At 57.5% G+C, this 26023-nt stretch carries 24 protein-coding genes and 2 pseudogenes; 16 read left to right on the top strand and 10 right to left on the bottom strand.

The features are described from left to right. Positions 1 to 74 precede the first annotated feature (74 nt). The 3 genes from AC6I6L_RS17730 to AC6I6L_RS17720 all read right to left on the bottom strand — a co-directional run bounded on the left by AC6I6L_RS17730 (position 75) and on the right by AC6I6L_RS17720 (position 1921). The gene (locus AC6I6L_RS17730) at positions 75 to 569 is read right to left on the bottom strand and encodes a DUF8154 family protein (RefSeq protein WP_497919096.1); all 495 of its coding nucleotides are present in this window, start codon (positions 567 to 569) and stop codon (positions 75 to 77) included. Then, complete coding sequence (locus tag AC6I6L_RS17725; RefSeq protein ID WP_497919206.1) at positions 562 to 1242, bottom strand: nucleotidyltransferase domain-containing protein; 681 nt, start codon at positions 1240 to 1242, stop codon at positions 562 to 564. Before AC6I6L_RS17725 ends, AC6I6L_RS17730 begins: the two co-directional genes overlap by 8 nt. 94 nt (positions 1243 to 1336) lie before the next feature. Continuing rightward, positions 1337 to 1921 carry a hypothetical protein gene (locus AC6I6L_RS17720; RefSeq protein ID WP_497919095.1) on the bottom strand — a complete coding sequence of 195 codons (585 nt, stop codon included), beginning with the start codon at positions 1919 to 1921 and terminating at the stop codon, positions 1337 to 1339. A gap of 274 nt (positions 1922 to 2195) precedes the next feature. On the opposite strand from AC6I6L_RS17720, the gene AC6I6L_RS17715 reads away from it, so the two are divergent. From AC6I6L_RS17715 to AC6I6L_RS17695, 5 genes and pseudogenes are all read left to right on the top strand, one after another. Next, positions 2196 to 3479: a cation:proton antiporter gene (locus AC6I6L_RS17715; RefSeq protein WP_497919094.1), complete on the top strand. Its 1284-nt coding sequence runs from the start codon at positions 2196 to 2198 to the stop codon at positions 3477 to 3479. 126 nt (positions 3480 to 3605) lie between these two features. Continuing rightward, positions 3606 to 4333, top strand: a pseudogene (locus AC6I6L_RS17710) (transposase domain-containing protein). A 162-nt stretch (positions 4334 to 4495) separates the two neighbouring features. After that, the gene (gene gvpH, locus AC6I6L_RS17705) at positions 4496 to 5038 is read left to right on the top strand and encodes a gas vesicle protein GvpH (protein WP_497919093.1); all 543 of its coding nucleotides are present in this window, start codon (positions 4496 to 4498) and stop codon (positions 5036 to 5038) included. Between the two features lie 138 nt (positions 5039 to 5176). Then, entirely contained in the window at positions 5177 to 5428 is a 252-nt protein-coding gene (locus AC6I6L_RS17700; RefSeq protein WP_497919092.1) for a hypothetical protein, read from the top strand. Between the two features lie 187 nt (positions 5429 to 5615). Further along, a complete protein-coding gene (locus AC6I6L_RS17695) occupies positions 5616 to 6095 on the top strand; it encodes a DUF2299 family protein (protein WP_497919091.1) in 480 nt (159 codons plus the stop codon). A 31-nt stretch (positions 6096 to 6126) separates the two neighbouring features. Here AC6I6L_RS17695 and gvpA read toward each other — a convergent pair whose 3' ends face one another. Continuing rightward, the gene (gene gvpA, locus AC6I6L_RS17690; RefSeq protein ID WP_497919090.1) at positions 6127 to 6402 is read right to left on the bottom strand and encodes a gas vesicle protein GvpA; all 276 of its coding nucleotides are present in this window, start codon (positions 6400 to 6402) and stop codon (positions 6127 to 6129) included. A gap of 230 nt (positions 6403 to 6632) precedes the next feature. Here gvpA and AC6I6L_RS17685 point away from each other — a divergent pair, with 230 nt between their 5' ends. The 7 genes and pseudogenes from AC6I6L_RS17685 to gvpM all read left to right on the top strand — a co-directional run bounded on the left by AC6I6L_RS17685 (position 6633) and on the right by gvpM (position 10047). Continuing rightward, positions 6633 to 7262, top strand: coding sequence for a GvpL/GvpF family gas vesicle protein (locus tag AC6I6L_RS17685; protein WP_497919089.1), 630 nt, complete (start codon positions 6633 to 6635; stop codon positions 7260 to 7262). Between the two features lie 3 nt (positions 7263 to 7265). Then, complete coding sequence (gvpF, locus tag AC6I6L_RS17680; protein ID WP_497919088.1) at positions 7266 to 7520, top strand: gas vesicle protein GvpF; 255 nt, start codon at positions 7266 to 7268, stop codon at positions 7518 to 7520. Further along, the gene (locus AC6I6L_RS17675) at positions 7520 to 8038 is read left to right on the top strand and encodes an Hsp20/alpha crystallin family protein (protein WP_497919087.1); all 519 of its coding nucleotides are present in this window, start codon (positions 7520 to 7522) and stop codon (positions 8036 to 8038) included. The genes gvpF and AC6I6L_RS17675 overlap by 1 nt, the downstream gene beginning before the upstream one ends. 135 nt (positions 8039 to 8173) lie before the next feature. Further along, positions 8174 to 8554: pseudogene (gene gvpJ, locus AC6I6L_RS17670) on the top strand (gas vesicle protein GvpJ); the annotation flags it as partial. A 23-nt stretch (positions 8555 to 8577) separates the two neighbouring features. Next, positions 8578 to 8922: a gas vesicle protein K gene (locus AC6I6L_RS17665; RefSeq protein ID WP_497919086.1), complete on the top strand. Its 345-nt coding sequence runs from the start codon at positions 8578 to 8580 to the stop codon at positions 8920 to 8922. Continuing rightward, positions 8919 to 9803 carry a gas vesicle protein GvpL gene (gvpL, locus tag AC6I6L_RS17660; RefSeq protein ID WP_497919085.1) on the top strand — a complete coding sequence of 295 codons (885 nt, stop codon included), beginning with the start codon at positions 8919 to 8921 and terminating at the stop codon, positions 9801 to 9803. Before AC6I6L_RS17665 ends, gvpL begins: the two co-directional genes overlap by 4 nt. A 1-nt stretch (position 9804) precedes the next feature. Next, positions 9805 to 10047 (top strand): gas vesicle protein GvpM, encoded by a 243-nt coding sequence (gene gvpM, locus AC6I6L_RS17655; protein WP_497919084.1) that lies wholly within the window; start codon positions 9805 to 9807, stop codon positions 10045 to 10047. Positions 10048 to 10159: 112 nt separating this feature from the next. Here gvpM and AC6I6L_RS17650 read toward each other — a convergent pair whose 3' ends face one another. Next, positions 10160 to 10996 carry a YihY/virulence factor BrkB family protein gene (locus AC6I6L_RS17650; RefSeq protein ID WP_497919083.1) on the bottom strand — a complete coding sequence of 279 codons (837 nt, stop codon included), beginning with the start codon at positions 10994 to 10996 and terminating at the stop codon, positions 10160 to 10162. Positions 10997 to 11395: 399 nt separating this feature from the next. On the opposite strand from AC6I6L_RS17650, the gene AC6I6L_RS17645 reads away from it, so the two are divergent. After that, a complete protein-coding gene (locus tag AC6I6L_RS17645; protein ID WP_497919082.1) occupies positions 11396 to 12433 on the top strand; it encodes an AI-2E family transporter in 1038 nt (345 codons plus the stop codon). Between the two features lie 209 nt (positions 12434 to 12642). Here AC6I6L_RS17645 and AC6I6L_RS17640 read toward each other — a convergent pair whose 3' ends face one another. Continuing rightward, positions 12643 to 14877: a CDC48 family AAA ATPase gene (locus AC6I6L_RS17640; RefSeq protein WP_497919081.1), complete on the bottom strand. Its 2235-nt coding sequence runs from the start codon at positions 14875 to 14877 to the stop codon at positions 12643 to 12645. A gap of 251 nt (positions 14878 to 15128) precedes the next feature. On the opposite strand from AC6I6L_RS17640, the gene AC6I6L_RS17635 reads away from it, so the two are divergent. Beyond that, positions 15129 to 15803, top strand: a complete 675-nt coding sequence (locus AC6I6L_RS17635; protein WP_497919080.1) for an IS6 family transposase — start codon at positions 15129 to 15131, stop codon at positions 15801 to 15803. A gap of 466 nt (positions 15804 to 16269) precedes the next feature. After that, a complete protein-coding gene (locus tag AC6I6L_RS17630) occupies positions 16270 to 16629 on the top strand; it encodes a hypothetical protein (RefSeq protein WP_497919079.1) in 360 nt (119 codons plus the stop codon). 72 nt (positions 16630 to 16701) lie between these two features. Here AC6I6L_RS17630 and AC6I6L_RS17625 read toward each other — a convergent pair whose 3' ends face one another. The 4 genes from AC6I6L_RS17625 to AC6I6L_RS17610 form a co-directional block, all read right to left on the bottom strand. Beyond that, positions 16702 to 17265 carry a hypothetical protein gene (locus AC6I6L_RS17625; protein ID WP_497919078.1) on the bottom strand — a complete coding sequence of 188 codons (564 nt, stop codon included), beginning with the start codon at positions 17263 to 17265 and terminating at the stop codon, positions 16702 to 16704. Between the two features lie 239 nt (positions 17266 to 17504). Continuing rightward, the gene (locus tag AC6I6L_RS17620; RefSeq protein ID WP_497919077.1) at positions 17505 to 20351 is read right to left on the bottom strand and encodes a UvrD-helicase domain-containing protein; all 2847 of its coding nucleotides are present in this window, start codon (positions 20349 to 20351) and stop codon (positions 17505 to 17507) included. Further along, positions 20348 to 22978, bottom strand: coding sequence for a PD-(D/E)XK nuclease family protein (locus tag AC6I6L_RS17615; protein WP_497919076.1), 2631 nt, complete (start codon positions 22976 to 22978; stop codon positions 20348 to 20350). Before AC6I6L_RS17615 ends, AC6I6L_RS17620 begins: the two co-directional genes overlap by 4 nt. A 101-nt stretch (positions 22979 to 23079) precedes the next feature. Further along, positions 23080 to 24348, bottom strand: coding sequence for a saccharopine dehydrogenase family protein (locus AC6I6L_RS17610; RefSeq protein ID WP_497919075.1), 1269 nt, complete (start codon positions 24346 to 24348; stop codon positions 23080 to 23082). Positions 24349 to 24557: 209 nt separating this feature from the next. Here AC6I6L_RS17610 and AC6I6L_RS17605 point away from each other — a divergent pair, with 209 nt between their 5' ends. Continuing rightward, a complete protein-coding gene (locus AC6I6L_RS17605) occupies positions 24558 to 25976 on the top strand; it encodes a carotenoid oxygenase family protein (RefSeq protein ID WP_497919074.1) in 1419 nt (472 codons plus the stop codon). Positions 25977 to 26023 lie beyond the last annotated feature (47 nt).

Raw genomic sequence — 26023 nt, 5'->3', positions numbered from 1 at the left:
CAGGCCCCGGAGTATTCGCCTTGGCCGCTGATAAACTATTTTGCCTCATTCAATGCCTATCGTTATCTTGACATCTATTTCGAGTCACAGAGGCACTCATGGCTCTGGGATGAACGTCCAACAACGAAAGCATGAATCTCAGTCGCGAGTAAGAGCATTTGTTCAGCACGGTTCGCCGTAGCGAGTCCATCCTGATAGTACGTCTTTGCCCGATGATCACGCCAGAGATCTGTAAGGTCCTCGGCAGTGGTTTCAGAAAAGATTCCGACGGAAGCTGCTTCCCGATACACACCAGGATGCGTTCCGGGTAAGTCCACAGGTCGCATTGTCCCCCGTCCCAAGAGCCGAAACTCGACAGTCCGTTCGATTGCAACAAATGATGCCTCAATGACGAGGGTGTAGTAGCCTTCTTCTTGGAGGGTCTCTGCACCAGCTAGCAACCGGCATGCTTTACGAAGTTGGAGAAGTGCAGCGTCTTCGACATCAAGGCCGAGTTCAATCTCGGTTGGCCGACGGTCAAATGCTGCTTGTGCTTCGTTGATCAGTTGATCAATTCGCGTACTACTCATCGGCGAACACCGCCTTACGTATTGACTGAATTCGATCGCCGCCATACACTGTGATTCCTTCTTGAAAAATTCCCCGTAATTTCTCTCCGGCACGTTGTGCACTCTCTTCAGATTCGACGTAAGGCTCAAACTCAAACCGATCTCCATCAAAACGGCGCTCACTAAGATCACTGACAACGTCGGTTACAAGACGGCGTGCAGTCGTTCGGTCACCGTCAACAACGATGAACAGATCGATATCACTCTGCCTGTCGGCTTCGCCACGAGCGACGCTTCCGAAGACGACAATTCCGAGAAGATCATTAATGTTGTCGTCGTCAGCCAGAGTCACGCGAGTCTGTTCAACAAATGTGCGTATCGGGGCATGGAATTCTGTCTGTTCGATTGTCAGTAATGGATTATCTTTCTGCAACCGTCGAGGATCGATAGATATATAATTTCTCTGAGGAGTTTCGCGAACACGGACTACACCGATTCCGTCAAGTAACTCGACTGCTCTCCACACTGTAGACCGAGTAACACGGGTCGCATTAACGAGTTCAGGTATCGTGAACTCTGTCTCGTGAGCATCGGCCAACAGACGAAGAATGTCGTCGGCTGCAGTGATTCGAAAAATATCGATATCGTCAGCCGGATTGATATCCATACACACAGTTACATCTTGTTTCGTCATTTCAGACACTGTCTGATTTTGTGCAACGAGGTATAAATATGTAATGGGACCAATAGTTACCTCGATCGGAAACAAGACGTACGACTCGATCGCGTCAGGGGTCGTAGTGGTAGATGTAGGGATGGTCTTCCCGTCCATCGGGCATGATTGCCTCGAGTGTCTCCCGAAGTTTCGCTTCCGTCGGTGCGGTGGCAACGACTTGTTCGTCGTAGATCGCGACGTACGCTTCTTCCAGTTCCCGGAACGTGCGTCCGAGACTGCGGGCTCGAGCTTTTCCCAACTGTTGATGGTAGATCCGAGCGAGTTCTTCGCTCCGGTCTTTGAGTTTGGCGATTTTGTCGGCGTATCGCTCGCGGTTACGTTTGTTCTTGATAAAAAACCGGAGCTGTTCGGCATCGGATTTCTCGGATTCGTCGGCCGGTGGGAGCGACTCGACGATCCCGAAGCGGTGTTTAGCTTCCTCGTACACTGCATCGATGTCGGTTCCCGTTTCCTGCCAGACCATCGATCCCATCAGATCGTGTCTGAGCCAGCCATCACTGACGATCACGTCGTCGAAGGGCAGCAAGGCGACATCTGCAACGGGGAGTGGAAGCTCTTCCTCCGGCAGGTACTCCGAAAACGCGAAGTGAAGCGATTTCACCCCGAACGCTCGAGGCACCTCCGGGTCCAGAAACACCGTGTCCGCCTCGCGATGTTCGACGCCGGCGAAATCGCCGTGTTCGTAATCGGCCCACTCCTTGACGTGTGCCAGTTCCGAATCCGAGAGATCGGCGGGATTCTCCTTGACGAACGCCGAGATGATCGCTTCGGTGTCTTCTACGTATAGCGCATAAAGGTCCTTGACACGTCGTTTCTAATCGACTATCAAATTCGTGTTCGTTTTGCAGCCCTTATAAACGGGTGCAAGCAGGCCTGACAGCTTTCACCGTCCTTATCATAATATCCTCTGGATGAGTGCCTACGAAATTACGTTAATTGTCATTGCCATTTCCGTATTGGGGGCAGTCATTCTTCCGCGTTTTTTAGCGGACAAACCGCTCTCATTGCCAATGATCTACGTCGGGTTCGGCATACTCTTGTTTTCTGTCGTTCCTGGGATGCCATCCGTAGATCCAGTCGCCAGGTCCGGTCTCACCGAGCGGATCACTGAACTCGTCGTGATTATCGCATTGATGGGCGCTGGGCTGAAAATCGATCGTCCGTTCAACGTACAGACCTGGATATCAACTTGGCGACTTTTAGCGATTGCTATGCCACTGACTATCGCTGCCACGGCCCTGTTAAGCTGGTATTTTGTTGGACTTTTGCTTCCGACCGCCATTCTCTTGGGGGCGGTCCTGGCCCCGACCGATCCAGTATTAGCCTCAGATGTCGAGGCAGACGCTCCGCTCACCGAAATCGAAGAGGAAAATTCAATCGAACAGAGATGGGGATCCATTCGCTTCGCGCTCACATCGGAAGGAGGACTCAATGATGGGCTAGCGTTTCCATTCACGTACCTTGCAATCGCTGCAGCTGCTGCGAACGCTTCGGGTTACGTTTGGTTGGTTAACTGGGTACTGGTTGACGTGCTGTACAAAATCGGTGCCGGACTCGTAGTCGGATACGTCGTAGGACACGTGATGGCTCGTGTTATTTTCCACGCTCCAACGCTCTCCTATCGATCGGAAGTCATGGTTGGAGCGGAGGCATTAGCCACGACATTGCTTGCCTACGGAGTAGCCGAACTATTCGGCGGGTATGGCTTTATCGCGGTCTTCGTCGCCGCGCTCGGACTTCGACGCTTCGAGTGGGAACATGACTACCATCGGCAACTCCATGACTTCGCCGCAATCGTCGAACGACTCCTCATGGCCACGGTACTCGTGTTATTCGGCGGTGCGATTGCAGGCGGCCTCCTGGGACCGTTGACCTGGGCCGGAGGGTTACTTGGTCTCACTTTTTTGTTTCTACTGCGTCCTGTCGCCGGTATTATTGCATTTCTCGGCTCTGACGCTCCGTGGATCGACCGTGCTGTCATCTCGTTTTTCGGAATTCGCGGCATCGGATCGTTCTATTATCTATCTCACGCATTAGCTCACGCATCATTCGAAGAAATGGAACTGATCGTCGCCGCAGAGTGGCTCTGGGCCTTCGTCGGGTTCGTGGTTCTACTGTCGATTTTCGTTCACGGACTTACTGCCAGCCAAGTTATGAATGCGGTAGACCGTCATCGTCTTCCCAGACAGGAATGACGAATAGGTCTGAAGAGTGAAGCTAATATTTCCTCCTATATGAAAAATACGAAAATAACACATTCGATTTTGGGCACTGTCTAGATGAGAGTTTGAGGAACGAACAGGTGGTGGCGAGAAATGCTCATGCAACTCGCCAACCTTCTCAGAGAGAGCTTAGACGTGGATTGTGATGATTTAGGAGAACGAGCGCATCCCGACACCGCCAGGGTGTTCGGGGTGCGTCTGCATTCAATGGGATTGTCGGTTCGGGAAGTCGTCTCAGTGCTCGAATTACTCGGCGTTGACCGGTCTCACGGCATGACTTGGAACTGGACACATACATTGTCGGAGGCATAGAGCGACCCGCCGACAGCGACGCGGTCGCGGTCAATGAGAAATAGATCGAGGTAGATGGCGAAAAAAAGTGGCTATACGCTGCAATCGACACAGTATCAAAGCTGCTGCTGGAAATCGATGTCTTTGGCCGCCCCCAGAACGAGAAGCGTTCTGGTGTGCGAACGAGACGCTGTGCGTCTCGTCAACGCCGCGGAACCGATCCAGCGGCGGCCTTCCTCTCGCGACTTGAGGAGAAATACGATTTCGACGATACAGCATTTCTCATTGATGCTGGTGGTTATCTGACTGTCCTCGCTCGCCACGAATTGAGCGGTCACCTCAACTACAGCTACCGAAACCACGTCGAAAAGTGGTTTCAGACCGTCTCAATGCGGATCGACCGCTTTCACTCCTTCTGGCGGGGCAGTCCGGCCAGCGCACGCCGCTGGCTCAGACGCTTTAGACACTACTATAACCACAATCGACCGAATCAAGCGCTCGATGGTCGAACGCCAGTTGAGGAGGTTATCAACTAAACAATGCCCTTGGTAGTTATGAGATGACCCACCGAACTGTTTTTTATAGCCTTTTAGAACCTATTATGAGATAAAACATGACAATTGTCGAGTCTAAGGACTTATTCTGCTAGAGATCATCTCATAACACACGAGGTAATCGCGATACAAAGATAAACCCGCATGAACAACAAGGATGAAAACGAGCGGGAAGACAGTAAACGGGATACATCCGAGCGTAATCACCAACAAACCGACCCCTCCCTTGCAACAGCTATTGAGAGTTCACTTCAAGCAGGGTTGCGATCGTTATCAGAGGGGTTAGGAAACCTGGTTGGAGAAGACGCAAAGCGCTCCTCAAGAGGCCCCCCTCGATCACGCCCACCTACTCAGAGACCTCGGATGGATCAAAAGCAACGTACAGACAGTACTGACCAAAAACAAGCACGCAAATCGGAGTCTACAGAATGCTTAATCGATACTCGTCTTCACAATGACGAGTTCGTTGTTGTCGCTGACCTTCCTGGAGCGAACAAAGATGATCTCACAGCTGGAATCAATCCAAGAACGAACGAACTCGTTATCAAGAAAACGGGCACTACTGTTGGACGGGTGGAGCTTCCCTGGACGTCGCCTGAAATACGAAAAGCGTGGTTCAAGAACGGTATCCTCGAAGTCTATATGCGATCAAACGACACCGAACAATCTGAGAAATCGACTCTATAACGGATCAATTTCTCACCTAAGGGTGTATTCGAGCCTACCGTTTGGCGAATATACGAACTGGAGCTACGAATTGGATTTCCGATATAGCAAGGAACGAGAATTGAGTCACTGGCACATGGAAGTAATACCTCTTACTCAGTGCTCATTGAAATCCAAAAGCAAGTCGAGGAGGCGACGGCGGGCGACGAGGACGAGGCGGACGAAGTGAAAGACATCGACGAGGAAAACGACGATGACGACGAAGACGATAACGAACTCTTCGGGCTGGGAAACGGCGGACTCGGCTCAAGTGATTCCTCTCGTCTCTCGACAGTGGCGCCGCCGCCGTCCGAACGAGCCGACATCCATGCAGTCAAGCGCTACTCGACGATGCCGAAGCGAAACAAATAGCGATACTGTCCGGCCTCATACGGATTCGTGTCCGTAGTTACCGCCGATCGGCGAACCGTCTGGCCGATCAGCGGTAATTGATGACACTAATCCGTATCAGACAAGGACCGTCACAACCGATGGCCGGGCTCGATTTGCAGGCTAGGGCACGCCGAAGCCTTATTCGAACAGTCGTGGCTGGTTCTGTATGTTGACGCACGTGAGCGAAACGCAGGTACGAGAGTGGTTAGATGATACGGCGATTTCTAACGTGACCCCACACACCGACGAGGAGACCGCGTTCAACTACCAAGTTGAGCTCTCGCGACTTCCGGTACACGTCATCAAGGAGACCGAATTCGGTCCGATACGGCTCGTCGGTCAGAGCGGGTTCGACACGGCCGCGGCCAAAACGATGCTCCGGGACGATCAGCGTCGCGGTGAGTTGCTCAAGCATGTCGGACCAATGCTCGCCTCGACGCCAGGGTTCTACACGTTTCTCGACGGAGAGAGAGCGTCTTGCGAGCTACGGAACGCAGAAACGATTCAGATTGAGTACCGCATCTATCCGGACGGAGCGAGCCAGCAAGCGTTGATGGACGGGATCATGGCGATCGCGACGAGCATGCGGTACATCCAAAATGTCACCGAGGCGGTATCGGCACAGAATCCAGTTTCAAATGGGTGACTCGCGCGAACCGGCGTAGCGCGGAGCATGATTACTCGGAGGTGGACTGTGGCGAGGATTCGGGTCGCTCCTCGATCTCGAGTTCTTCGAGGTCCCCCTCCGCCGTCGCCTGTTCGAGTTTCGCGATCTCCTCTGCGTAATGGAGGAAGGTGTCGACAGAGGCGACGACGACCCGCGCTTCGATCGTCAGCAGTTCAATTCCAACCACCGAGATGCGCGCCCAGACGTCAATGACGACGCCCTTGTCGAGGACGCGGTCCAGCACTTCCGCGAGGCTCGAGGAGTCGGGTCTTTGTTGGGGTGGCATAGCATTCTACACTTGACCATTGACGCGTAACACGGCTGTCGCTGCTAATGCAAGCCTGCCGTTATAAGGTGCCGACGCTGCCACTGCAAGCACTACCGTAACGCTCGAAGCTGACCAATCACCACTAACGAGTCATTCGGCTCGCCAACTCTCGTCTCAACCCCTATGATATTGACACGCAACCCGTTTGGAAGAGAAGTACGGTCACGCCCACGGACGGTGATCGACCCGTGAGTCACAAGTACGTCTACGGCATCGTCGAAGCCGACGATAATATCGAGTTCGAAACCGATGCCGTCGCCGGTGCCGATCGCGTTTATACCGTGCCCAACGGCCGGTTCGCGGCGATCGTCTCCGACATCGATACGACCGATCCGGAACGGACCGACGAGGACGCCCAGCGCCACGACGATGTCCTTAGGAAGGTCATGGCATACGACGGCGGTCGGACGATCGTTCCGATGCAGTTCGGAATGGCGTTCAAAGGCGATCCGGAGCTAAAAAACGTCCTTCGCGGCGCACAGCCGGCGTTCAGACGCGCCATGCAGGATATTGAAGGACGGACCGAACTCGGCCTCAAAGTCGTTCGCGAGGAGGACGCCGACATCGACCGGAGTGCGATCACCACGGCCGTCGCCGAGGAACTCGAGCCGATCGCCGCGCAGTCGGTCCCGGATGACCTGTTCAGCGACCGGCTCGTGCTCAACCGCTCGTACCTCGTCGAGGAAGACGATCAGGAGACGTTCGACGAGGCAATCGGAAGCCTCGAGGAGAAGTACGGTGACGGACTCCTGTTCCAGTACACCGGGCCGTTCGCGCCGTACAGCTTCGTCAACGTCAAAATCGGAACGCAGGGATAACCCATGTTTGTCCTCGACGACATCTTGTTTCGACCGTTCGTCGGTATTGTCGACGCTCTCCACTCACTCGCAATCGACGAACTGTACGACTCGGATGCTCCCGAGGACCAGGCCAAAGAGAACCAGCTGCTGTACGAACTCAGCGGACGTCCCGAAGAGGAGTATCGGCGTCGGAAGGGAGAACTTGAGGAAGAGATCGAGATCGCTCGCGAGGTTCACGAACAGTTCTCGAGCGGCCGCGTAGGGGTGAAACGATAATGAACAACGATAACAACGAACAATCGGACGCACCGGAGGACGAACACTGGCTGTCGGCGCTGCTGTCGGCGCTCGAGTCGCTCGAGCAGAACGACGAACGGCTATCGGGACGCCGACACGGCGGTCGCACGACGGTCGATTACAACGTCTCCGTCGACACTGGCCTCGATCGTTCGATCGGCACCGAATTCGATTCGATCCGGTCCGGCGAGACAGACGGCGTCGCCGACCGGCCGCGGAAACGACATCGCCGGGCACCGTCGGACGCGCACCACTCCGCGACGTACGTCTACGACGACGAACTGGTAGTCGCGGCTGACGTCGGCGGGGCCGACCCGGAAGACGTCACCGTTGGGTTCGATGACTCGACGCTCATCGTCGCCGTCTCCGGGAGCGAGCTCGAGCGGGTTGACGTTCCCTGGCACGACAGGACGGTCGACACGACGATCAAGAACGGCGTGCTCACCGTGACGATCGAACCCGAGGTCGAACGCGAACGACGAAAGAAAGAACAATGAACGACTTCACGCACGACCGGCGACAGAATCAAGTAACGACCGCTTCGAGCACATTGATCGGGCCCGCCCGAACGGCGAGTGCAAGCATCCCGGGATCGACTCGGCCGAAGCGAGAAACCGGTGAGACGAACCGAGGTGAGTGCCGTGGCGCATGATTTCCAGCCCAGTCGACAGAAGGCCGACCTCGCTGAGGTCGTCGAGATGTTGCTCGACAAAGGGATCGTTATCAACGCGGACATCGCCGTCTCGATCGGCGACACGCAGCTCCTCGGTATCCAGATCCGAGCTGCCATCGCTTCGTTCGAGACGGCCGCAAAGTACGGCCTCGAGTTCCCCGAGGGAACGGACATGCGACGGCTTGCCAAGGCCGTCGGAGACCCCGAAATTGCGGAGATGGACCGACCGAATCCGGTGATCGATCCGACGCGCGGCGTCAACGTCACACCGGATCCCGAGGCGGAGGACGACGAAACCGACGAGGATGTAGCCGACGAAGAGGACAAGGAGACGGCCGAAGCCAAAGCGAAGGAGGACTGATCGTGACGGCGATCGACATCGGCTCCGGTGACGACGCGCGAGACGGGCTCATGACCCTCATCGTTAGCATCGTCGAAATCCTCCTCGAGACCCTTGAGCGCGAGGCCATCCGTCGGATGGAGTCAGGCAACCTCACAGACGAGGAGATCGATCGCCTCGGTCGCCAGCTGGCGACCATCGAGGCGGAGATCGACCAGATCAAGCGCGACGAGGGGATTGAAGACAGCGTCGACGACCTCCGAGGGGACCTGGACGGGCTCGTTACCGACGCGATCGAACGGCTGGATGCGGATCCGGCCAAACACCGAAAACCCGGCTACTCGGTGCTCGGAGGTGAGGACAAATGACCGCCGACTCCGGCGGTCCCGGATCCGGCCTCGAGGATCTCGACGTGCTCGATGAGCCGGACGAGGCCGAGTTACCGGATATCGGTGAGGGACGGTACCTCTACTGCGTCGTCCGGGTCGGTGACGATCCCGACTTCGAGACGAGTGGCGTCGACGACGAACCCGTCTCGGTCGTCGATGCCGACGGTATCGGTGCGGTCGCCCATGCTTGCGACGGAATCTACGACTCGGCCGACCTCACCGAGGTCAGGCGATGGCTCGTTCGACACCAGACCGTCGTCGACGAAGCCGGCGACACCTTCGGCACGCCGATCCCCTTCCAGTTCGACACAATCCTTCGTGGCAATGACGACGACGTTCACGAATGGCTTCGTGAGGAGTCTCCGACGCTTGAGCGAGCGCTGACGGAACTAATGGACCACTGGGAGTACCGAGTTGAAGTCGTCGAAACCGAGCCGATCGACGAGGAGACGCTGCTCGAGCGGGATGAGCGATTGCGCGAACTCGACGAAAAGATCGCCGATGCCGGAGAAGGGCAAAAGTTCCTCCTCGAGAAGCAGTACGAACAGCGCACGACTGACCTTCGACGAGCACGCCGGCAGTCGCTCGCCGACGATCTCCATGAGCGGCTCGCGGACGTCGTCCGCGAGGTACACGCGCTCGACCGGTCACCGACCGCCGCCGTCGAAGGGTTCGTCTCGGAGGTAGCCGACGACGGTGAAACGCTCTGTCGGCTCACGCTGCTCGCTCACAAGGACGACGAGACGGCGGTCGGCTCGGTACTGGACGACATCGCGGCGACACCCGGAGTCGAGGTTCGGTTCAGCGGGCCGTGGCCACCGTATACGTTCGCGCCAGAACTAGGAAACAAAGATACGTGACATGAAACCGGAAAAAAACGAGGATACGTTCGTCGACGTTCTCGACGTCCTGCTCCGCGACGGAGCAATCGTCCGCGCGGACGTGATCGTTTCCGTCGCGGAAATTCCGCTCATCGGGATCAAACTCACCGCAGCGATCGCGGGCATGGAGACGATGACCGACTACGGCCTCTTCGAGGAGTGGGACACCGACCGGCGAGCCCGGGCGGTCGAACGGCGGCGATACGATAGACGGAATCGGTGACGATCGCGACGAAGAGCAGCAGATACGAAATGAGACTCTCAATTTCATTCTGAATGCCAGATGATACGGTTAAATTCGCTGTAACCAACGCTGTTATCGGCCGATTCGAGCGTTATGACCGCTGTTCACTGTTGTGAGTCATCGACGCTTCGGGGTTCGAAGACCGGTCTGTGGAGCCCCGTTCAGCGAGGACGGCGTTGATCGTCGCGCCGAGGAGGACGAGAACGCCCGCAAAGTACAGCCATGTGAGGAACAGGAGCACAGCTCCGAGCAACCCGTATGCTTGATAGTCTCCTGCGTTCGTAGCGTACAGCTGGAACCCTGCCTGGAGGACGACCCAGCCGACGACCGTGAACAGCGTTCCGGGGACGACCTCTCGCAGACTCACTGCGACCGGTGGCATCACGTAGAACAGCGGCAGAAACACCACGAACAGTCCGACGATCAGACCAATCCACCCTAAGAGATCGATTCCGGGGAGTCCGAGCAGTCCGGCCCGTCGGATCACCGTTCCGAGACCGATCATGATACCCACCGCGAGGCCGACCAACCCGAGAACGATTACCCCGTCGACAGCCTGACGCAGTAATGAGGAATCCTCGCCTATCTCATACACCTGGTCGAAGGCGACATCGACCGTCCGAAATACTTTGAGGCCACCCCAAAGTAGGCCGATAATGCCGACTACTGATGCGCCGCCTCGACCAGCGGAACTGGTAAGTGCCTGTTCAACCACCGTCTGCCCTTGCGATGACAACTGCGTTCCGATGAGTCCAACAATCCGATCGGCAAACGCCTGCCCGCCGAGGAACGACCCGAGTGCCAAAACAAGTAGCAAGAGCGGAATAATCGAGAAGAACGCGTAGTAGGCAATGCTCGCCGCGAGAAGGCTGATTTGTTCGTCTCGAGCCCGGCTGACTACTGACTTGGTTGTCGATACAGCTTCCATGCGGTAGATAGGCGGTCGCTACAATCAACCGTCTCCTTGCATGGGCAACGCGGACAATTTCGATCCCATGATTTGAGTTCGAGTTTGCTCACTACACCAACGGAGCGCCAGAATGGTGGTCGGTGCATCGTTGCATTTTGATGGTGACCCGGATTTCTCGACGAAATCCTGGGAATCTGGAGTGGAGCCACGGAATTCCACTTTCACTCTTTGGCGGCCTCCGCCTCGCGTTGAATTCACGAACAACGCGTTCGTCTATCACGTTTCGGATCTCTTTCAGTGGTTTCCGCGAACGTCCGAAACACCGATATCCAGAGACTGACGGCGGTCTGATTCGAATCGTGCCCCTGCGACTGCCACACCAAGGATCACGTTCCTGCCTCGGGTCCGTATCGACCCATGACGCCCCGTTGGTGGGATTCCGATCGGTCCGCGTTCTTTCTGAGTCTGCTGGCCGTGACCCTCTTCGTGGTTACCGCGCTGCTCGTTCTCCCGTTCATCCAGTGGATCTTAGCAGCCGTCCTGCTAGCGTACATCCTCCGGCCGATCGAGGCCCGTTTCTCAAGTCATCTCAGCTCTGGCCTTTCTGCAGCGGCGACGATGCTCGTCGGGATTCTGGTGGTGCTGGCACCCATCGCGCTCCTGCTCGGCGTCGCGGCGGTGCAGGCGCGCGACCTGGCTGGCCAGTTCGATCCGGGAGACATCGGTCAACTCGACGACGCGATCCAGCGCCGAACCGGGCTCGCCGTCGACTTCGCCTCGCTCAAAGAGTCGTTCTCTGCGGCCGGAACGACCGGTGGCCGAGGCCTCGCGGGAAACGTCCTCAGCATTGTCGGCGGAATTCCGGAACTGGTCATCGGACTCATTGTCCTTGCGTTCGTGCTGTTCTACCTGCTCAAAGACGGCGACCGCGTCGCGACGTGGCTCCGGACCGTACTCCCGCTTGAAACGCGGATCCTCGAGGAACTACTCAGCGAAATCGATCGCCTGCTCTGGTCCGTTCTCGCCGGCGCGGCAGTCGTCGCGGTCGCTCAGTCGCTGCTCATTGGGCTGGCCTTCCTGATCATCGGCATCTCGGGCGTCGTCTTCTGGATCGTCGTCACCTTCGTTGCATCGCTCATCCCCGCGGTCGGCGCGACGATCATTTGGCTGCCCAGCGGGCTCTACCTGCTCGCGACCGGCCGTCCCGTCGCCGGCGTCGGCCTCCTGCTCTATGGGGCACTCGTCGTCAGCACGATCGACAATCTCCTCAGACCGCTCGTCGTCCAGCATGGCTCGGAGCTGAACCCTGCGCTCGTGATCGTCGGCATCTTCGGTGGGATTGTCCTGTTGGGGCCTGTCGGACTGTTCATCGGCCCCATCCTCCTCGGGATCACGAAGGTCGTCGTCGAGGTGATCACCCGAGAGTATCCAGAAGCGACCCGTCCTGACGACTGATCCGATACCCTAATCCCGACGGAAAGACCTGGTCGTCCCTCACGAAAAACGAGCTGTGACTGACTACGACAATTGTCCTCGAGTTCAACTGGCAGAAACGCGGGGACGACAACCAACGAGGCCGGTACGACGCGTGCTGGGTGGCGCTCGATATCCGACAGCATTAGGCTGATATCTGGCCGGAGCGCGACGGTCGGTACCCGAAACCGTTACTGGAAGCCGAGCATCGAGTCGTCGGCATCGCTGGTTGTATCGCCGCCGAGGCGATCGACCAAGGAGTCGTAAAACTCCTGCGCGTCGTCAGAGACTGACCGAGTGATCCTGTTCAGCGCGCGGTCGAGGTGCGCGCGAGTTACGGTCACGTCGTCAGCGGCGGCCGAAATGTCGTCAGCTGTGTCGGTCTCGAGCGTTGCAACCACCTCGTCCATGGCGAGTATGCTCGCCTCGCGAATGATCGCCTCGATGTCGCTGCCGGTGTATCCGTCGGTCTCGTCAGCCAGTTCGTCGAGGTTGACATCATTGGCGAGCGGGACGCCATTGGTGTGAATGCGAAAAATCTCGCGTCGGGCGCTACGGTCCGGCGTCGGAACATAGATGTTTTTTTCGAGACGACCCGGGCGCAACAGCGCGCGGTCGACGATATCTGGGCGATTAGTCGCCCCGAGGACGAACACGCCTTGTAGGTCCTCGACGCCGTCGAGTTCCGTTAGAAGTTGTGAGACGACACGTTCGGTGACGCGTGAGTCAAACGACTCACCCCGCTCCGGCGCGATCGCGTCGATCTCATCCAAGAATACAATCGTCGGCGCGTTCTGTCGTGCCCGCTGGAACACGTCCCTGACAGCGCGTTCGCTTTCACCAACGAACTTGTCGAGGAGTTCCGGCCCCTTTACTGAGATGAAATTGACCTGGCTCGCGTTGGCGACCGCCCGGGCGAGCAGCGTCTTTCCGGTTCCCGGTGGGCCGTACAGGAGGACGCCACGCGGCGGGCGGGTGTGCAGCGTCTCGAACAGCTGCGGGTACGCGAGCGGCCACTCGACGGCTCGTACTAGCTCGTGTTTCACCGGTTCGAGGCCGCCCACGTTGTCGTAGGTGACGTCTGGGATTTCTACGAAGACCTCTCGCATCGCACTGGGCTCGACGTATCGGAGCGCCCGTTCAAAATCGTCCCCCGTGACCGAGATCCGATCGAGAACCTCGGATGAGATGACCTCGACGTCGAGATCGATGTCGACCTGCACCCGGCGGAGAGCATGCATGGCGGCTTCTTTGGTCAGTGACGCGAGATCGGCACCCGTGAATCCATACGTTCTGTCGGCGAAGTCCTCAAGGGCCACGTCCTCGGCGAGGGGCATCCCCCGGGTGTGAATCTGAAGGATCTCAATCCGGCCGTCCCGCGAGGGGGTTCCGATCTCTATCTCACGGTCAAACCGACCGCCCCGACGGAGTGCGGAATCGATAGCGTCGACACGGTTAGTCGCCGCGATCACAACCACGTCGCCGCGCTCGTTCAAGCCATCCATGAGACTGAGCAGTTGCGCGACCACTCTGCGTTCGACGTCGCCCGTCACTGTGTCTCGACTGGGTGCGATGGAGTCGATCTCGTCGATGAAGATGATCGCGGGAGCGTTCTCCTGAGCGTTGTCGAAGATATCGCGGAGGTGTTGTTCGCTCTCACCATAGTACTTCGACATGATCTCCGGCCCGGAGATTGTCTCGAAGTGGGCATCGATTTCGTTCGCGACCGCCTTCGACAGTAGCGTCTTTCCGGTTCCCGGCGGACCATATAGCAAGACCCCTTTCGGCGGAGCGATGCCGAGGCGCCGGAACAGTTCGGGATGGCGCATTGGCAGTTCGATCATCTCGCGGATCTGTTCCAGTTCGCGCTCTAAGCCGCCGATATCCTCGTAGGTCACATCCGGGATTTCGGTCCGCTCGCCGCGGAGGTCCTCCTCAGTGATTGGCGCGTCGCGGATGGTGACCGTCGTTCGGTCCGTGATCGTGACCGGACCCGATGGGGCTGTTCGTGTGACGAGAAAAACAATCGGTTGACCTAAGAGGTGCATGTGGACGGAATCTCCCCTCACGAGGGGGCGATCGACGAGATGGCGCTTGAGGAACGGTTCCGCGCCGCGGAGCATCACGTATTGTGGCAGTGCGACCGTGATCGACTTCGCAGGGTTCGCGTCCGCTTTCACTACCTCGACACGATCGTTGATTCCGACGTTCGCGTTTGCGCGCAGGTTCCCATCCATCCGGATGACATCGTCCGGGTCGTCCGCATAGCCAAGGACCGCCTTTGCGACCGTCCGCCGTCGACCGGTGATCTGTACGATATCGCCCGCAGTAAGCTCAAGTGTCTTCATGACGGTTCGGCTCAATCGGACGATTCCTTTTCCCGCGTCGCGCGCTGTCAATTCCTGCACTCGTAGCTCTTCAACCATACAATCGCCTACCGCAATTCTCGATAGCGAGGCCGATATAACCGTCTTAACCGCCGCGCTGAACTATCGTCCCGTCGGTTACTCACCGCGAGTGTTATACAACTTCGCAGCTGGTTCTCTCTGAACCGGCCACCCGAAGACACCGTGTTTGTGGAGGGTCTGGTGTCGGATGAACGTAAAGAAAACGACCCCGGCACCGTCTAGTTAGCGCAGTTTGAGGAACGAGCAGGTCGTAGAGTTAGTTTGGATCAATGCTCGCAGACCTGCTCAGCGAGAGGTACGCGGCGGAATTTGATGAATGTTGGGAGCGTGAGCGGACGGCGACGCCCGTCAGGGTGTTCGCTGTCCAGCTCCACGCGACTGGTTGTTCGCTTCGAGAGATACAAGCGATTCTTCGCTCACTCGGCGTTGAACGCTCTCATCAAGCAATCTGGCACTGGGTACATCGGCTGGCTGACAGCGTGCCAGACCCGCCGACGGCTTCGCCGTCGCGGGTCGCGGTAGATGAAACCGTTGTCAGGATTAACGGCGACCGATCTTGGATGTACGCTGCAATAGACCCCGACACGAAACTCATTCTCGACGTCGCTCTCTTTGGACGGCGAGGGACCGATCCAGCTGCTGCGTTTCTGCATGGACTCACCGAGAAACACGATCTCTCCGACGCTGAGTTTCTCGTCGATGGTGCTGGCTATCTGACTGCCCTCTCCCGATTGGGATTGAGCGGTCACCTCGATTACGTTGATCGAAACCACATCGAAAAGTGGTTTCACACGCTCAAAATGCGGATCGACCACTTCCATAATTCGTGGGTCGGCAGTCGGGCGAGCGTCAGAGAATGGCTTGAACAGTTCGTACACTACTACAACACACAGCGACCACACCAGTCACTCAACGGACAGACGCCAGCGGAGGTGCTAAACTAGACAGTGCCATCTAACTCGATTTTCCCGTTGGGGAATATTGAGAATATTTCAGAGAGCGGGAAATCGTCTGACGCGGCAATGAACGATGCTTCAATGGCCATACGCGGGTTACGTCGGTATAGGTAAAACCCTCTCGAACCCGTAGTTCTCAGCTCACACTAACTCATGTCCGCGAGCGACCAAACAGGATTTCTCTGGACCGATGCCAATACACTGTTCACAAGTCTATTGTTCAACTGAAATAGCACTACTCTATTGGTAGAAACAGGCTTGATTTGCTGTATACATCCTCTATATTCAGCACCCGAATCCTATCAGCCATTGAGGGTTTCAACAGAGCCAACGACTCGCATGGCATTTTTCACCCGGTTCGGACTGAACTACCCGTTCACTATACCTGCGTATTGACCGCAAAGAGTTCTATAATTCCAGTAATGCTTTGTGATCTCCCGCTGAAATTTCTGCAATGAGTGAACAAGAACTCGATCCAGTCGAACAACTTCGACGGGTTGGGATCGGCCTGATACTGGGTGGGCTCGCCTTCGGTGGGCTGTCATTCGGTGTTGATGCGGTTGTGAGTGGTATCGTGCTGCTGGGTGCTGGTATCATCGTCTGGTGGGGCGAATATCGAAGCGAGTTGACTGTCGGGATCGGGCTCGGAATCGGGGTGGCTGGACTGGTCGCTCTCATGGAGATATGGACCGACGCCGGCTTCAGCGGACTCCGACTGGCGGGATTGATCGTCGTGCTCGGTGTAGCGGATTATGTGCTTGCACCTGCCTACGGTAAAATCCAAAACGCCGGTGAACGAGCCAGCGGAAGGTAGGTACTCTGTACTTGCCGTTTGTCAGGTAGCCACGGGGCGGTATGCGAACTGTTCTGTGACACCCTGCTTCTGTCATTGAACGAAGGTCCCATCTGGTGCGGGAACGAATCCAGTTCGAATTCCGAGGTCAGTACGCCGGAGATGCTTGCAACCACCGTCTGGCTGGCGCTTCTCGAAATCAGGGCAGGTACACGCCTCCTCTTCGACATCGACTAGGTACGTTGCACCACTCTGGCTGAGGACGTCGTAGATTGGTCCTCTCTCGACGAACGTCACCTCCATCTCTTCGGTGAGTGCACGACGGGTTCGTGGCTCGTCGATCGAGTACCCGCCTGCCTCGAGTGCAGTGGGCGGCTGTGGATCATCACAGGGAGTGGCGAACTCGGCTCGACCGTTGCGTTCTTGTCCGCATTTCCTGCAGCGCCAGTACCGGGTGCGGTACTCGTAGCTGCCGGTGAGATCGATCTCGTATGGTGTTGGGGCTTTCCCTGGCAGCCACTCGTCGATCGCGACGAGTTCGTGTCCGTTCAGGTTGGCGATGTCACCTGAATAGCTGCGATCTCGATCGATCGTGTGCTTCTGTTTGGTTCGGTGTTCTCGCTGCGGCTCGCTCTGAGGTGGATGATCTGTACTCATCAGTAACCTCGAGACACACTGGTTGCGCCTCACGCCTGTCGGCGCACAAAAAACGACTTGCGGCGTCTGCTGTCACAGTCCAGTCTCGAAAAGAGCGGAGCTTTTCCGGGCGAGCCACAGGGTTACCCCATGGCCTCGACTATTGAGACGGGTGGGGTAACTACCCAAAGCCACTGCTGAATTAGTTCAAGAACGGTAACTGGGTGGTGTTTGGGTCGACTCTGAACCAGTCTACCGGATTACTCTCCCTGCCTTTTCAGTAACGTGGAAAGCTTCTTCCGTGAGATCGGTTCGATCTCGACTCGATCGTCTGTCACTGTATAGTATATCGAGGCACTCACAGTTCGATCGGCAAACCAGTCGTCGAGCGCATGATAGTACACGCTGAGCTGTGTTCGATACTCCGATTCTGCGTGCCGTCCACGGTCGGTTTTGTAGTCGATGATCTCGACACGATCGGGCGTCACATGGACGAGGTCGACAACGCCTGCGATCGTTACTCGATCACCGTCGACTGCAAGTGAGAGATAGGCCTGTTCTTCAACTCTGACGGTCCCTTCGAGGGAATCGAGAAGTGCTTTGAGGTTCCGTTCGTCCGGCTCGTCAGTTCGGGGAGTCACGTCCTCTCCGAGGGCGTACCGCTCGGCGAACTCGTGGACTGACGAACCGAAATCCATTCCCCTGCCATCAGCTACGTCCTCGTAGACGTCGTCACTCATCAGTGAGTGCGGTGAGTAGCCGTCAGGTCCGTCCGGCTGTGGAATCGACACGGAGAGTTGAGACTGGACGGTATCGCTGGCACGATCTGGCTCAACTGCTGGCTCGATCGATTCCAGCTCGACGGGTAACTCCTCGATGAACGCATTCGGTTCCTCTCCCGCCGAAAACAGCAGGTGATCTTTCGCTCGTGTCATCGCGACGTAGAGCAATCTACGCTCTTCGTCGGACCCAGTCGGTTGACACCGTCTCAGGACATCACATCGCCAGTTGTCGTAGAGATGGGGGTCACCGTGTACCGCTGCGTAGCACGTTCGCTGACGAACTCCTGTGAGTTCGGAGTACGTAATCGTCCCTCCACGGCCTCCTGCGGGAGGGAACTTCCCGCTGTTCATATTCCCGAGAATCACGATCGGGTGCTCGAGGCCTTTCACCGAGTGGATCGTCTGGACGGTGACCGCGTTAGTTCCAGCAGCAGTGTTCACCTCCTGGGTGTATCCGGACTCGATCCCCTGTTCGATGACGCGAATCAGATCACCGAGCGTCATCGTCGTCGCGCTGTGAACCGACTGGATCGTCGTGAGAATGACGTCTGCTGTCGAGCCGTCGTACCCGTAGCGATCGAATACGCGCCGTGCGATGGCGTTCGTCGTTTCGAGTTCCGAAAGCTCTGTCCGGAATATAGCGATGTTGTCGGGATATGCGTCGTTCTCGAGGATGTGCGCAATTTCGTCGAGCGTATAGCCAGCACGTTCGAGAACAACCGCCCAGCCTCTGTCCGCATCGGTTTCGAGGATACGAAGCCAGGCGAGCAGGAGTTTCGCCTGATCAGTACGGAAGAGTTCGATGCCACCCTCGTAGGCCATCGGCAGATCGTATTCTTCGACAACAGAAAGCAAGTTTCGACCGAAATCACGTGTTCGGGTCAACACCGCGATATCGCCGTACTCCGGCGTGCGGAGTTCACCATCGTCTTCGACCAGGTAGTCATCGTTGCCGACGATCGACTGGGCTTTCGTCAGGATTGCCTCGTGTTCGTTGTCGTGCTGGAACGCTTCGATTCGTGAGTGTTCGTGCTCGGTGTTCGAAAACAGCGAGACGATTCGATCGAGAATCGACTCTCGATCGATCGATTCGCGGCTACTCGCCGGCGTCACGAGTGCATGTTCGGCGAAATCGAGAATCTCCTGGGTCGATCGATAGTTTTGCTCGAGTTCGATCGTTCTGACGGGGGAGACCGGGAATCCAACGCGTTCTGCATCGTCGTTCAATTCGGCTGCGAACCGTTCGAGACGCGATTCGAATTCGGTGATGTTCTCGATGGCTGCATACTGGAACGAGTAGATGCTCTGTTTCCAGTCCCCGACGACACAGATATTGTCCGTTCCAGCGAGCAACAGCGCGAGTTTGAACTGGATCTCACTCGAGTCCTGGAACTCGTCGATCGTCACGTACTCGAACGCCAGTGACTGTCGGAGTTCGTCGTCCTCACAGAGAAGGACGAACGCGAACAACTGGAGAAACGAGAAGTTCAGATAGTTTCGCCGAAGTGCAAACTCGAGGTACTCGATGTAGACGTCGTGGACGAATTCGATGAGGTGCTCGCGATCTTCATCGAATACGCGTTCGGCTACCTCTGCAGGAACTGCCTTCGTGCCACGGTCTCCTCGCACCGCCGATCGATCGGGGGCCGCCGGAAGATAACACTTATTTTTGCCGTATCGTCCGAGTTTCGATCGCAGCTTCGACTGTTTACTGCCGCCGTTTCGAGGCTGATTCAGCTCGTCAAACACCGCTTTGAACGCAGCAAAGTCGCCTTCGAGATATCGTTCACAATCGCGATACCAGCCATCGGCAGTCGGAAAGACGCCTTTCGATGCGAGATTCTTGATGAGATCGAGCAGTTCGGCCGGATCCGAAACACACCTGAACAGGTCGTCGTATTCCGAATGCGCATCGCTGAACTGGGCGATAAATTCCCGGAAGTACTCGCGCTCGATCGTCTCGTTTTCGAGGATCTGTGTCGAGCCGGTGATCGCATCGTCGATACCCAGGTGAGTCGGCGCATCGAAGCCATGTTCCTCGAGGATATCGTTACAGAGGCTGTGGAACGTCTGAATTGGTGCGTCCTTCAGCGCTCGCATGCTGTACTCACAGTTGGCGACGATGCGGTCTTTCATTTCCGTCGCTGCGTTCCGGGTGAACGTGATCAGAAGGACGTCGTCCGGCTCGATGTCGTCTTGGGCGACGATTTCGGCGTAGCGACGCGTGACGGTGAACGTTTTTCCGGTTCCAGCGCCAGCATCGACGAGGTATAGCCCGTCGGTGCCGTCGATGAGTTCTCGCTGTTTCGAATTCGGCGATGTCATCGGCTCACCTCCGTGGTGTCTTCCTGTTTGTCGACTGCACGCCTTTCGGTTAGAATCATGTCACGGTTGTTCACGTACCGGTAGTTCGGCTCACCGGCTCGTCCCTCGACGGGGAAGCGGTCTTCACCACGCCGGTATCGGTTCAGTTCCTCGAGTTGCTCGTCGAGAAAGCGCTCGAACTCGTCGAGGTCCTCGACGAAGAACCCGTCTTTCCGGTAGCCACATAGGTGTCTGAACGCCTGCATACAGCCGTTCGTGACGTACTTGTAGTCCCCAACGTCTGCGACCATTCGTTCACGGAGTGCGTCCCCGAACGAAGACTCAGCCATTTCGTCTGCATCTCGCGTTCTCGGAACCTCGTGAGCGTCAAGAACAGCGTGATACTCCTCGTAGCTCGTCTTGGAGAACGTCTTGTTGCAATCGTTCGCCGCGTCTTCACAGAGTTCGTCGAAGATGTCCCGTGACCCAACGAATTCGTCGAACGCGATCGGATGGTACGTAACCGTGGTCAGGCAATCGTCGAGCGTTCCGTTCCCAGTAACAACATCGTCGAGGGTCTCGAGGAAATGGAAGAAGGTGAACTCGAGACGTTCGTCCGGCTGCTGACTTCGATAGTAGGTTAGATACAACAACGCCTGGAAGTTCGGTTGATCGCTGGGTGGATCGATCGCTGCGTGTTTCGTGATCTGTGTAGACGACTTCTTGCGTCCGCTTTTGAAATCGACGAGCTGTGTCGGTGACTGCACGAGGTCGATTTTCCCCTTGACGCCGAGAGCCTCGTCATCGAACCAGCGCTCAGTCGCTGGAGAGTCGACTGGTCGATCGAAATAGTCCTCGAAGAAATTGTCACTCCAGCCACTCGCGGGCGTAAGAAAGTCGGTCTCCGAGGGCGCATTCTCTTCGAGATACTCGACAATCGTCTCGAGTCCGACACGGTACGTCGTTTTGCGTATGGGACGATCGACGGTGCGATGGAACGGTCGCGTTTCTTCGAGCATAACGTCGACGACGTCCTCGATAACGTCCTCGTCGACGAACGCTGGATGGTTGACGACGAACTCCGCGAAGTCGTGGAACAGATTCCCTTCGACGAAGTAATCCTTCTCGGGGTTGTCTACCAGCCGTCCAAAGAAATAATCTCGTGGGCTGTTTGCATACGAGTTGAGACTCGACTGGCTCACCGTCGTTTCCTGTTTAGCGTCGATACCGATCGGTTCCGCCTCGAATCCATCGCCGGTCGATCGGAACGTCCGTGAGTATCGAATCGACTCCAGATCACTGAATCGCTCGACTTCTCTCTCGAGGAGATCCTCGAAGTACAAACAGGGTGTAACGGCTGTTCCACCAGCAGTGTCTTGGACGAGGTAGTACTGTTCGCCGCCGCTCTGGAGAAGTGACTGGAACTGGTCTCTGTTCCGGTCGAACGCGTCGTCCTGATCGACCCAGGGCCGCTGTGGTGAGTCGTGCGTCCAGCCTTCGTCGAGTCCGAGGTAGAAAATCACCGGCCGATCGACGAACGAGGCCGATTTCGCATCTGCGAGCAGGACCCCCTCGTTCTCCCGATCGATCGGGACGTCGTAGGTCTCGAGGTAGAACGTGAGTCGATCGATGACGCCCTCGGTGATCGGCTCGTCGAGAAGTCCGATCAACTCGAGTTCGTCACGGAACGTCTCGAGCGAGCACTGTGCTCGCTCTTCGTATGCATCCAGCGCATCCCCGATCGTCAGCGTCGACGCTCGATCACAGAAGTCACAGAGCCAGTCGAGTTCGGGATCTTCGACCTCGAAGAGACGCTTTTCGTCGTGATCGATAGCGACTGTTGCACCCAGGCACGTGAGGAGTGGTTTCACGGTCCCGACGCGGGTATCTGACCCCGCAACAGTACATCGGAGGAGCTGAATGAAGCCCCGATGGTCCCGTTCGTCGATGAACGCTGGCCCGCCATAATACGGGATATCCGCAGCTTCGAACGCTGATTCGACGAGGGGTGAATACTCGCTACTCGCATCGAGAACGATCGCAATATCCTCGGCGTTCCCCGGTGTAACCGTATCGAGCACTGCGTCGACGATCGCCCCAGGAGAGTCGAAGATTCGAACCGGTGGAAGGTCGAACCCGTCACTACAGAACCGATCGACTGTGTCGTACTCTTCGGGGAGAATCGATCGCTCGAGATTCGTCAGTTGTCGCTCGCCAATGACGGCGACCGACTCGTCGTCCTCGCGGGCGATCCGATAGTCGGTGAGTTTTCGCGATGTCGTCTCTAGCGGTGCAATACAGTTCACGACGGACCGTGTCACTGGTGTATCGAACCCATCATACTCGAGAACGGCGTCCGGACGTCCCTCGTACTCCCAGCACTGCAACACGTTTCCGATCGCCTCGGATGCGTGCTTCCAGCTGAGCGTCGTTTGCTCGATTACCTCGAGAAAGGCGAGTCGGTCTTCTGCCGTTTCTCGACGACGTGCGGCGAGTCGACGTGGTGTGATTGCGAACGGGCCAAAGTGAGAACGCTCGAGCCGGCGATTGAGCGCACTCGCTAACGGTGCGTCTGGAACGACGACGAGATCGTACCCTGCCACCTCCCTGTAGAGTCGATCGATCGGTTTCGATCGGTTAATTGACACAGGACAGAGGTTACGTTATCGTACAATAAGTCTGTGTGTCGTGATGAGCAGATATTCACTGCTGATGGTGGGTTGGCGTCGTTGATACGGCTCGCTCTGATTTAGGCGGCGCGACGGTCCCACTCGCCAACTTCCACAACCAGTCCTGCCTGACGAAGCCTGTCAGCAAGCGGATCACCGATGCCTGATGCCGGTGTGAGGATGCCGCCCTCGAGTGGTGAATCGATCTGGTCGCGCACGAGACACATCGAAGCTTCGCTGAGCATCTTCGCGGTCGCGCCGTACCCTGGGTCCTGGTCGGCGCTGATTCGACTCTCCACTACGAACGGGCCATCGGTGGCGGTCCCGCGGCCGAGTACGCGGATCGTGAAATACCCGTTTTCGATCGCTTCTCTCGTCGGTCCCTCACCCGGATCGGGGAACACGAACCGACGGAGCCCTTCCCGCGTCGGACCGAAGGCCATTCCTGCAGTAGCTAGCCCGAGTCCGGCTGAGACGGCGCCTGCACCCATCATACCGATGAGACCCGGTCCGGTGGGGACGACCTCCGTGCACTCGAATTCGCGGCCCCACGGATACCCGAGCAAGGCGTTGCTTCTTCGAATAACTCGCTCGTTCACGATCGCCATCGGTGACGGAGCCGTCCACTCCCCCCGCAGTGGGTCTTTTCTCGGGACGGGCTGTGCGCCGCGGTCGACGCCGTGACGCTCGCCGGGCGGTGCCAATGAGTACGGATTTCGAAGGGTCTGCCGGGCTATTGGGTCGGTAGACGCAGCCTGAAACACTTCGATTATGCTGGCCAACGTCCCACCACTCACCCCTCCGCGGCCGTCTTCCAGATAGACTCGAACCAGGTCACACGGTGTACCGAACTCGTCGATGGCAAACGACTGCACGAGCTTCGTGCCGAGATCCGCGGGGATCGAATCGAAGCCGCAACTGTGGACGATACGAGTGCCCGCATCGATCGCGTCGTCGTGGTATCGATCGATCATCTCCCGCACCCAGTTTACCTCTCCAGTCAGGTCGCAGTAGTCCGTTCCGGCCGCGATGCATGCTTCGACAAGGGGCGTTCCGTATCTCGTGTACGGACCGACAGTCGTGCAAATGACACGGGTGCTTTCGGCGATCGTGTGCAGGCTATCGGGTTCGGTCGCATCACCGATTACGATCGGGATGTTCTCCCACTCAGCGCGCCGCTGTACGAGTGTCGATTCCAATTCGCGGAGTCGGGTCTCGTTGCGTCCACCGATCGCGAGCGAGAGTGTCTCCGGTGTGTACTGTTCAGTGAGGTACTCGGAGACGAGGCGGCCAGCGACGCCGGTTGCACCCCAGACGACGAGTTCGTGCTTCCGGTCAGTGTTCGACACAGGTATCGATCGTAATTAGCGGCCCACGGCCTCAACTGTTCGGTGTCCGGCAACGTGTCGGTTCGAATTGCCTGGCCAGATTCTCAGCGATGCTTGAATTTGACCGAATCATCGGTCAGAGGGTCACCGATCGCGTCGCTGTAACTCGTGTCCGCGGCGTTCGTATCCGTTATCCGCGGATTGATTGGTTCTCCGCCCAATCTAACGGTATGTCGACCGGAACTGATCGCGCCTACGAACTCGGGTTTCGAACGGTCGAGACAGAGTACGCCGACCGCCGGCTCCCAGTCGAGGGAACCGTCCCGGCGTGGCTTTCCGGGGCGGTAATCCGGAACGGACCGGGACGGTTCGAGTTCGGCGGCGAGCGTGCGACCCACTGGTTCGACGGGCTTGCGATGCTCCGTCGCTATGGGTTCGAGGACGGAGCCGTTAGGTATACGAACCGATTTTTGCGGACCGACGCGCGTGCGGCCGCTGACGCCGGACACGGTACGTCGGAGTTCGCAACCGGAGGAAACTCGCTCCGCCGGACGTTACGATGGCTTCGGTCGCTCGGACCGCCCGAACCCACGGACAACGCAAACGTCCACGTCGCCCGGATTGGCGAGTACTTCGTCGCGCTCACCGAGGCACCGCGACGGATCGCGTTCGATCCAGCGACGCTCGAGACTGTCGGCGAGTTCCGGTGGCGCGACGACATCCCGGAGCATCTGGCAACGGCTCACCTCCGAGTCGATCCGAACCGCAAGGAAACGATCGGCTACAGCACGGAGCTCGGTCTCACGCCGAAGTATCACTTCTATCGGATTCCCTGGGGGCGTGCCGATCGAAAGCACATCGCTACCGTTCCGGCCGCCGGGCCCGGATACGTTCACGACTGTTCGGTCACCGACTCCTACGTTGTCATCGTGGAAACGCCGCTTCGGATTGCAGTCGCGAAGGCACTGATGCCGTGGAACGAAGGATTTCTCGATCTCCTCGAGTACGATGAGGGGGCCGCAAGCCGGTTCATCGTCGTCGACCGCGACGCGGAGACGGTCGTTGCAACGCCCGAAACGTCGCCGTTCTTTACGTTTCACCACGTCAACGCCTACGAGGACGACGGCGAACTGGTAGTCGATCTCGTTGCATTCGAAGATGACGAGATCGTCCGAGCGCTCACCTTCGACGCCCTCTCGGAAGATGCCTTCGCCGCGGCTCCGGACGGACGGTTCGTCAGATGCCGATTCTCTCCTGGTGACGAACGAGTTCGAAGCGCCGAGCGATACGACGGCGGGTTGGAGTTGCCGACTGTGCCAGAACGGGTCCGGGGCCGCCGGTATCGATACGCGTACGCGCAGGCAACCGACAGGCGGGGAGCAAACGGGCTGGTCAAACTCGACGTCGGGCGCGGCACCGCAACGGAGTGGTGGGAACGCGGCGTCTACGTCGAAGAGCCGCGGATGGTTCAACGCCCGGGCACGTCGGCGGAGGACGACGGCGTCGTGATCGCACCAGCGCTAGATACCCGACGGGAGCGGTCCATATTGCTCGTGTTTGATGCGGAAACACTTGTCGAGAAAGCGCGTGCGCCGCTGCCGCATGCCATCCCGTTCGGGTTTCACGGCCGGTTCTTTTCTAGCGTGTAACAAAAACTAAGGTACTGTCTGTCGGCTCTCGAGTTGAATTTCGATCC

This window comes from Halosolutus sp. DAT137 (assembly GCF_059736405.1).
This window is presented reverse-complemented; position numbering and strand designations above follow the sequence as displayed.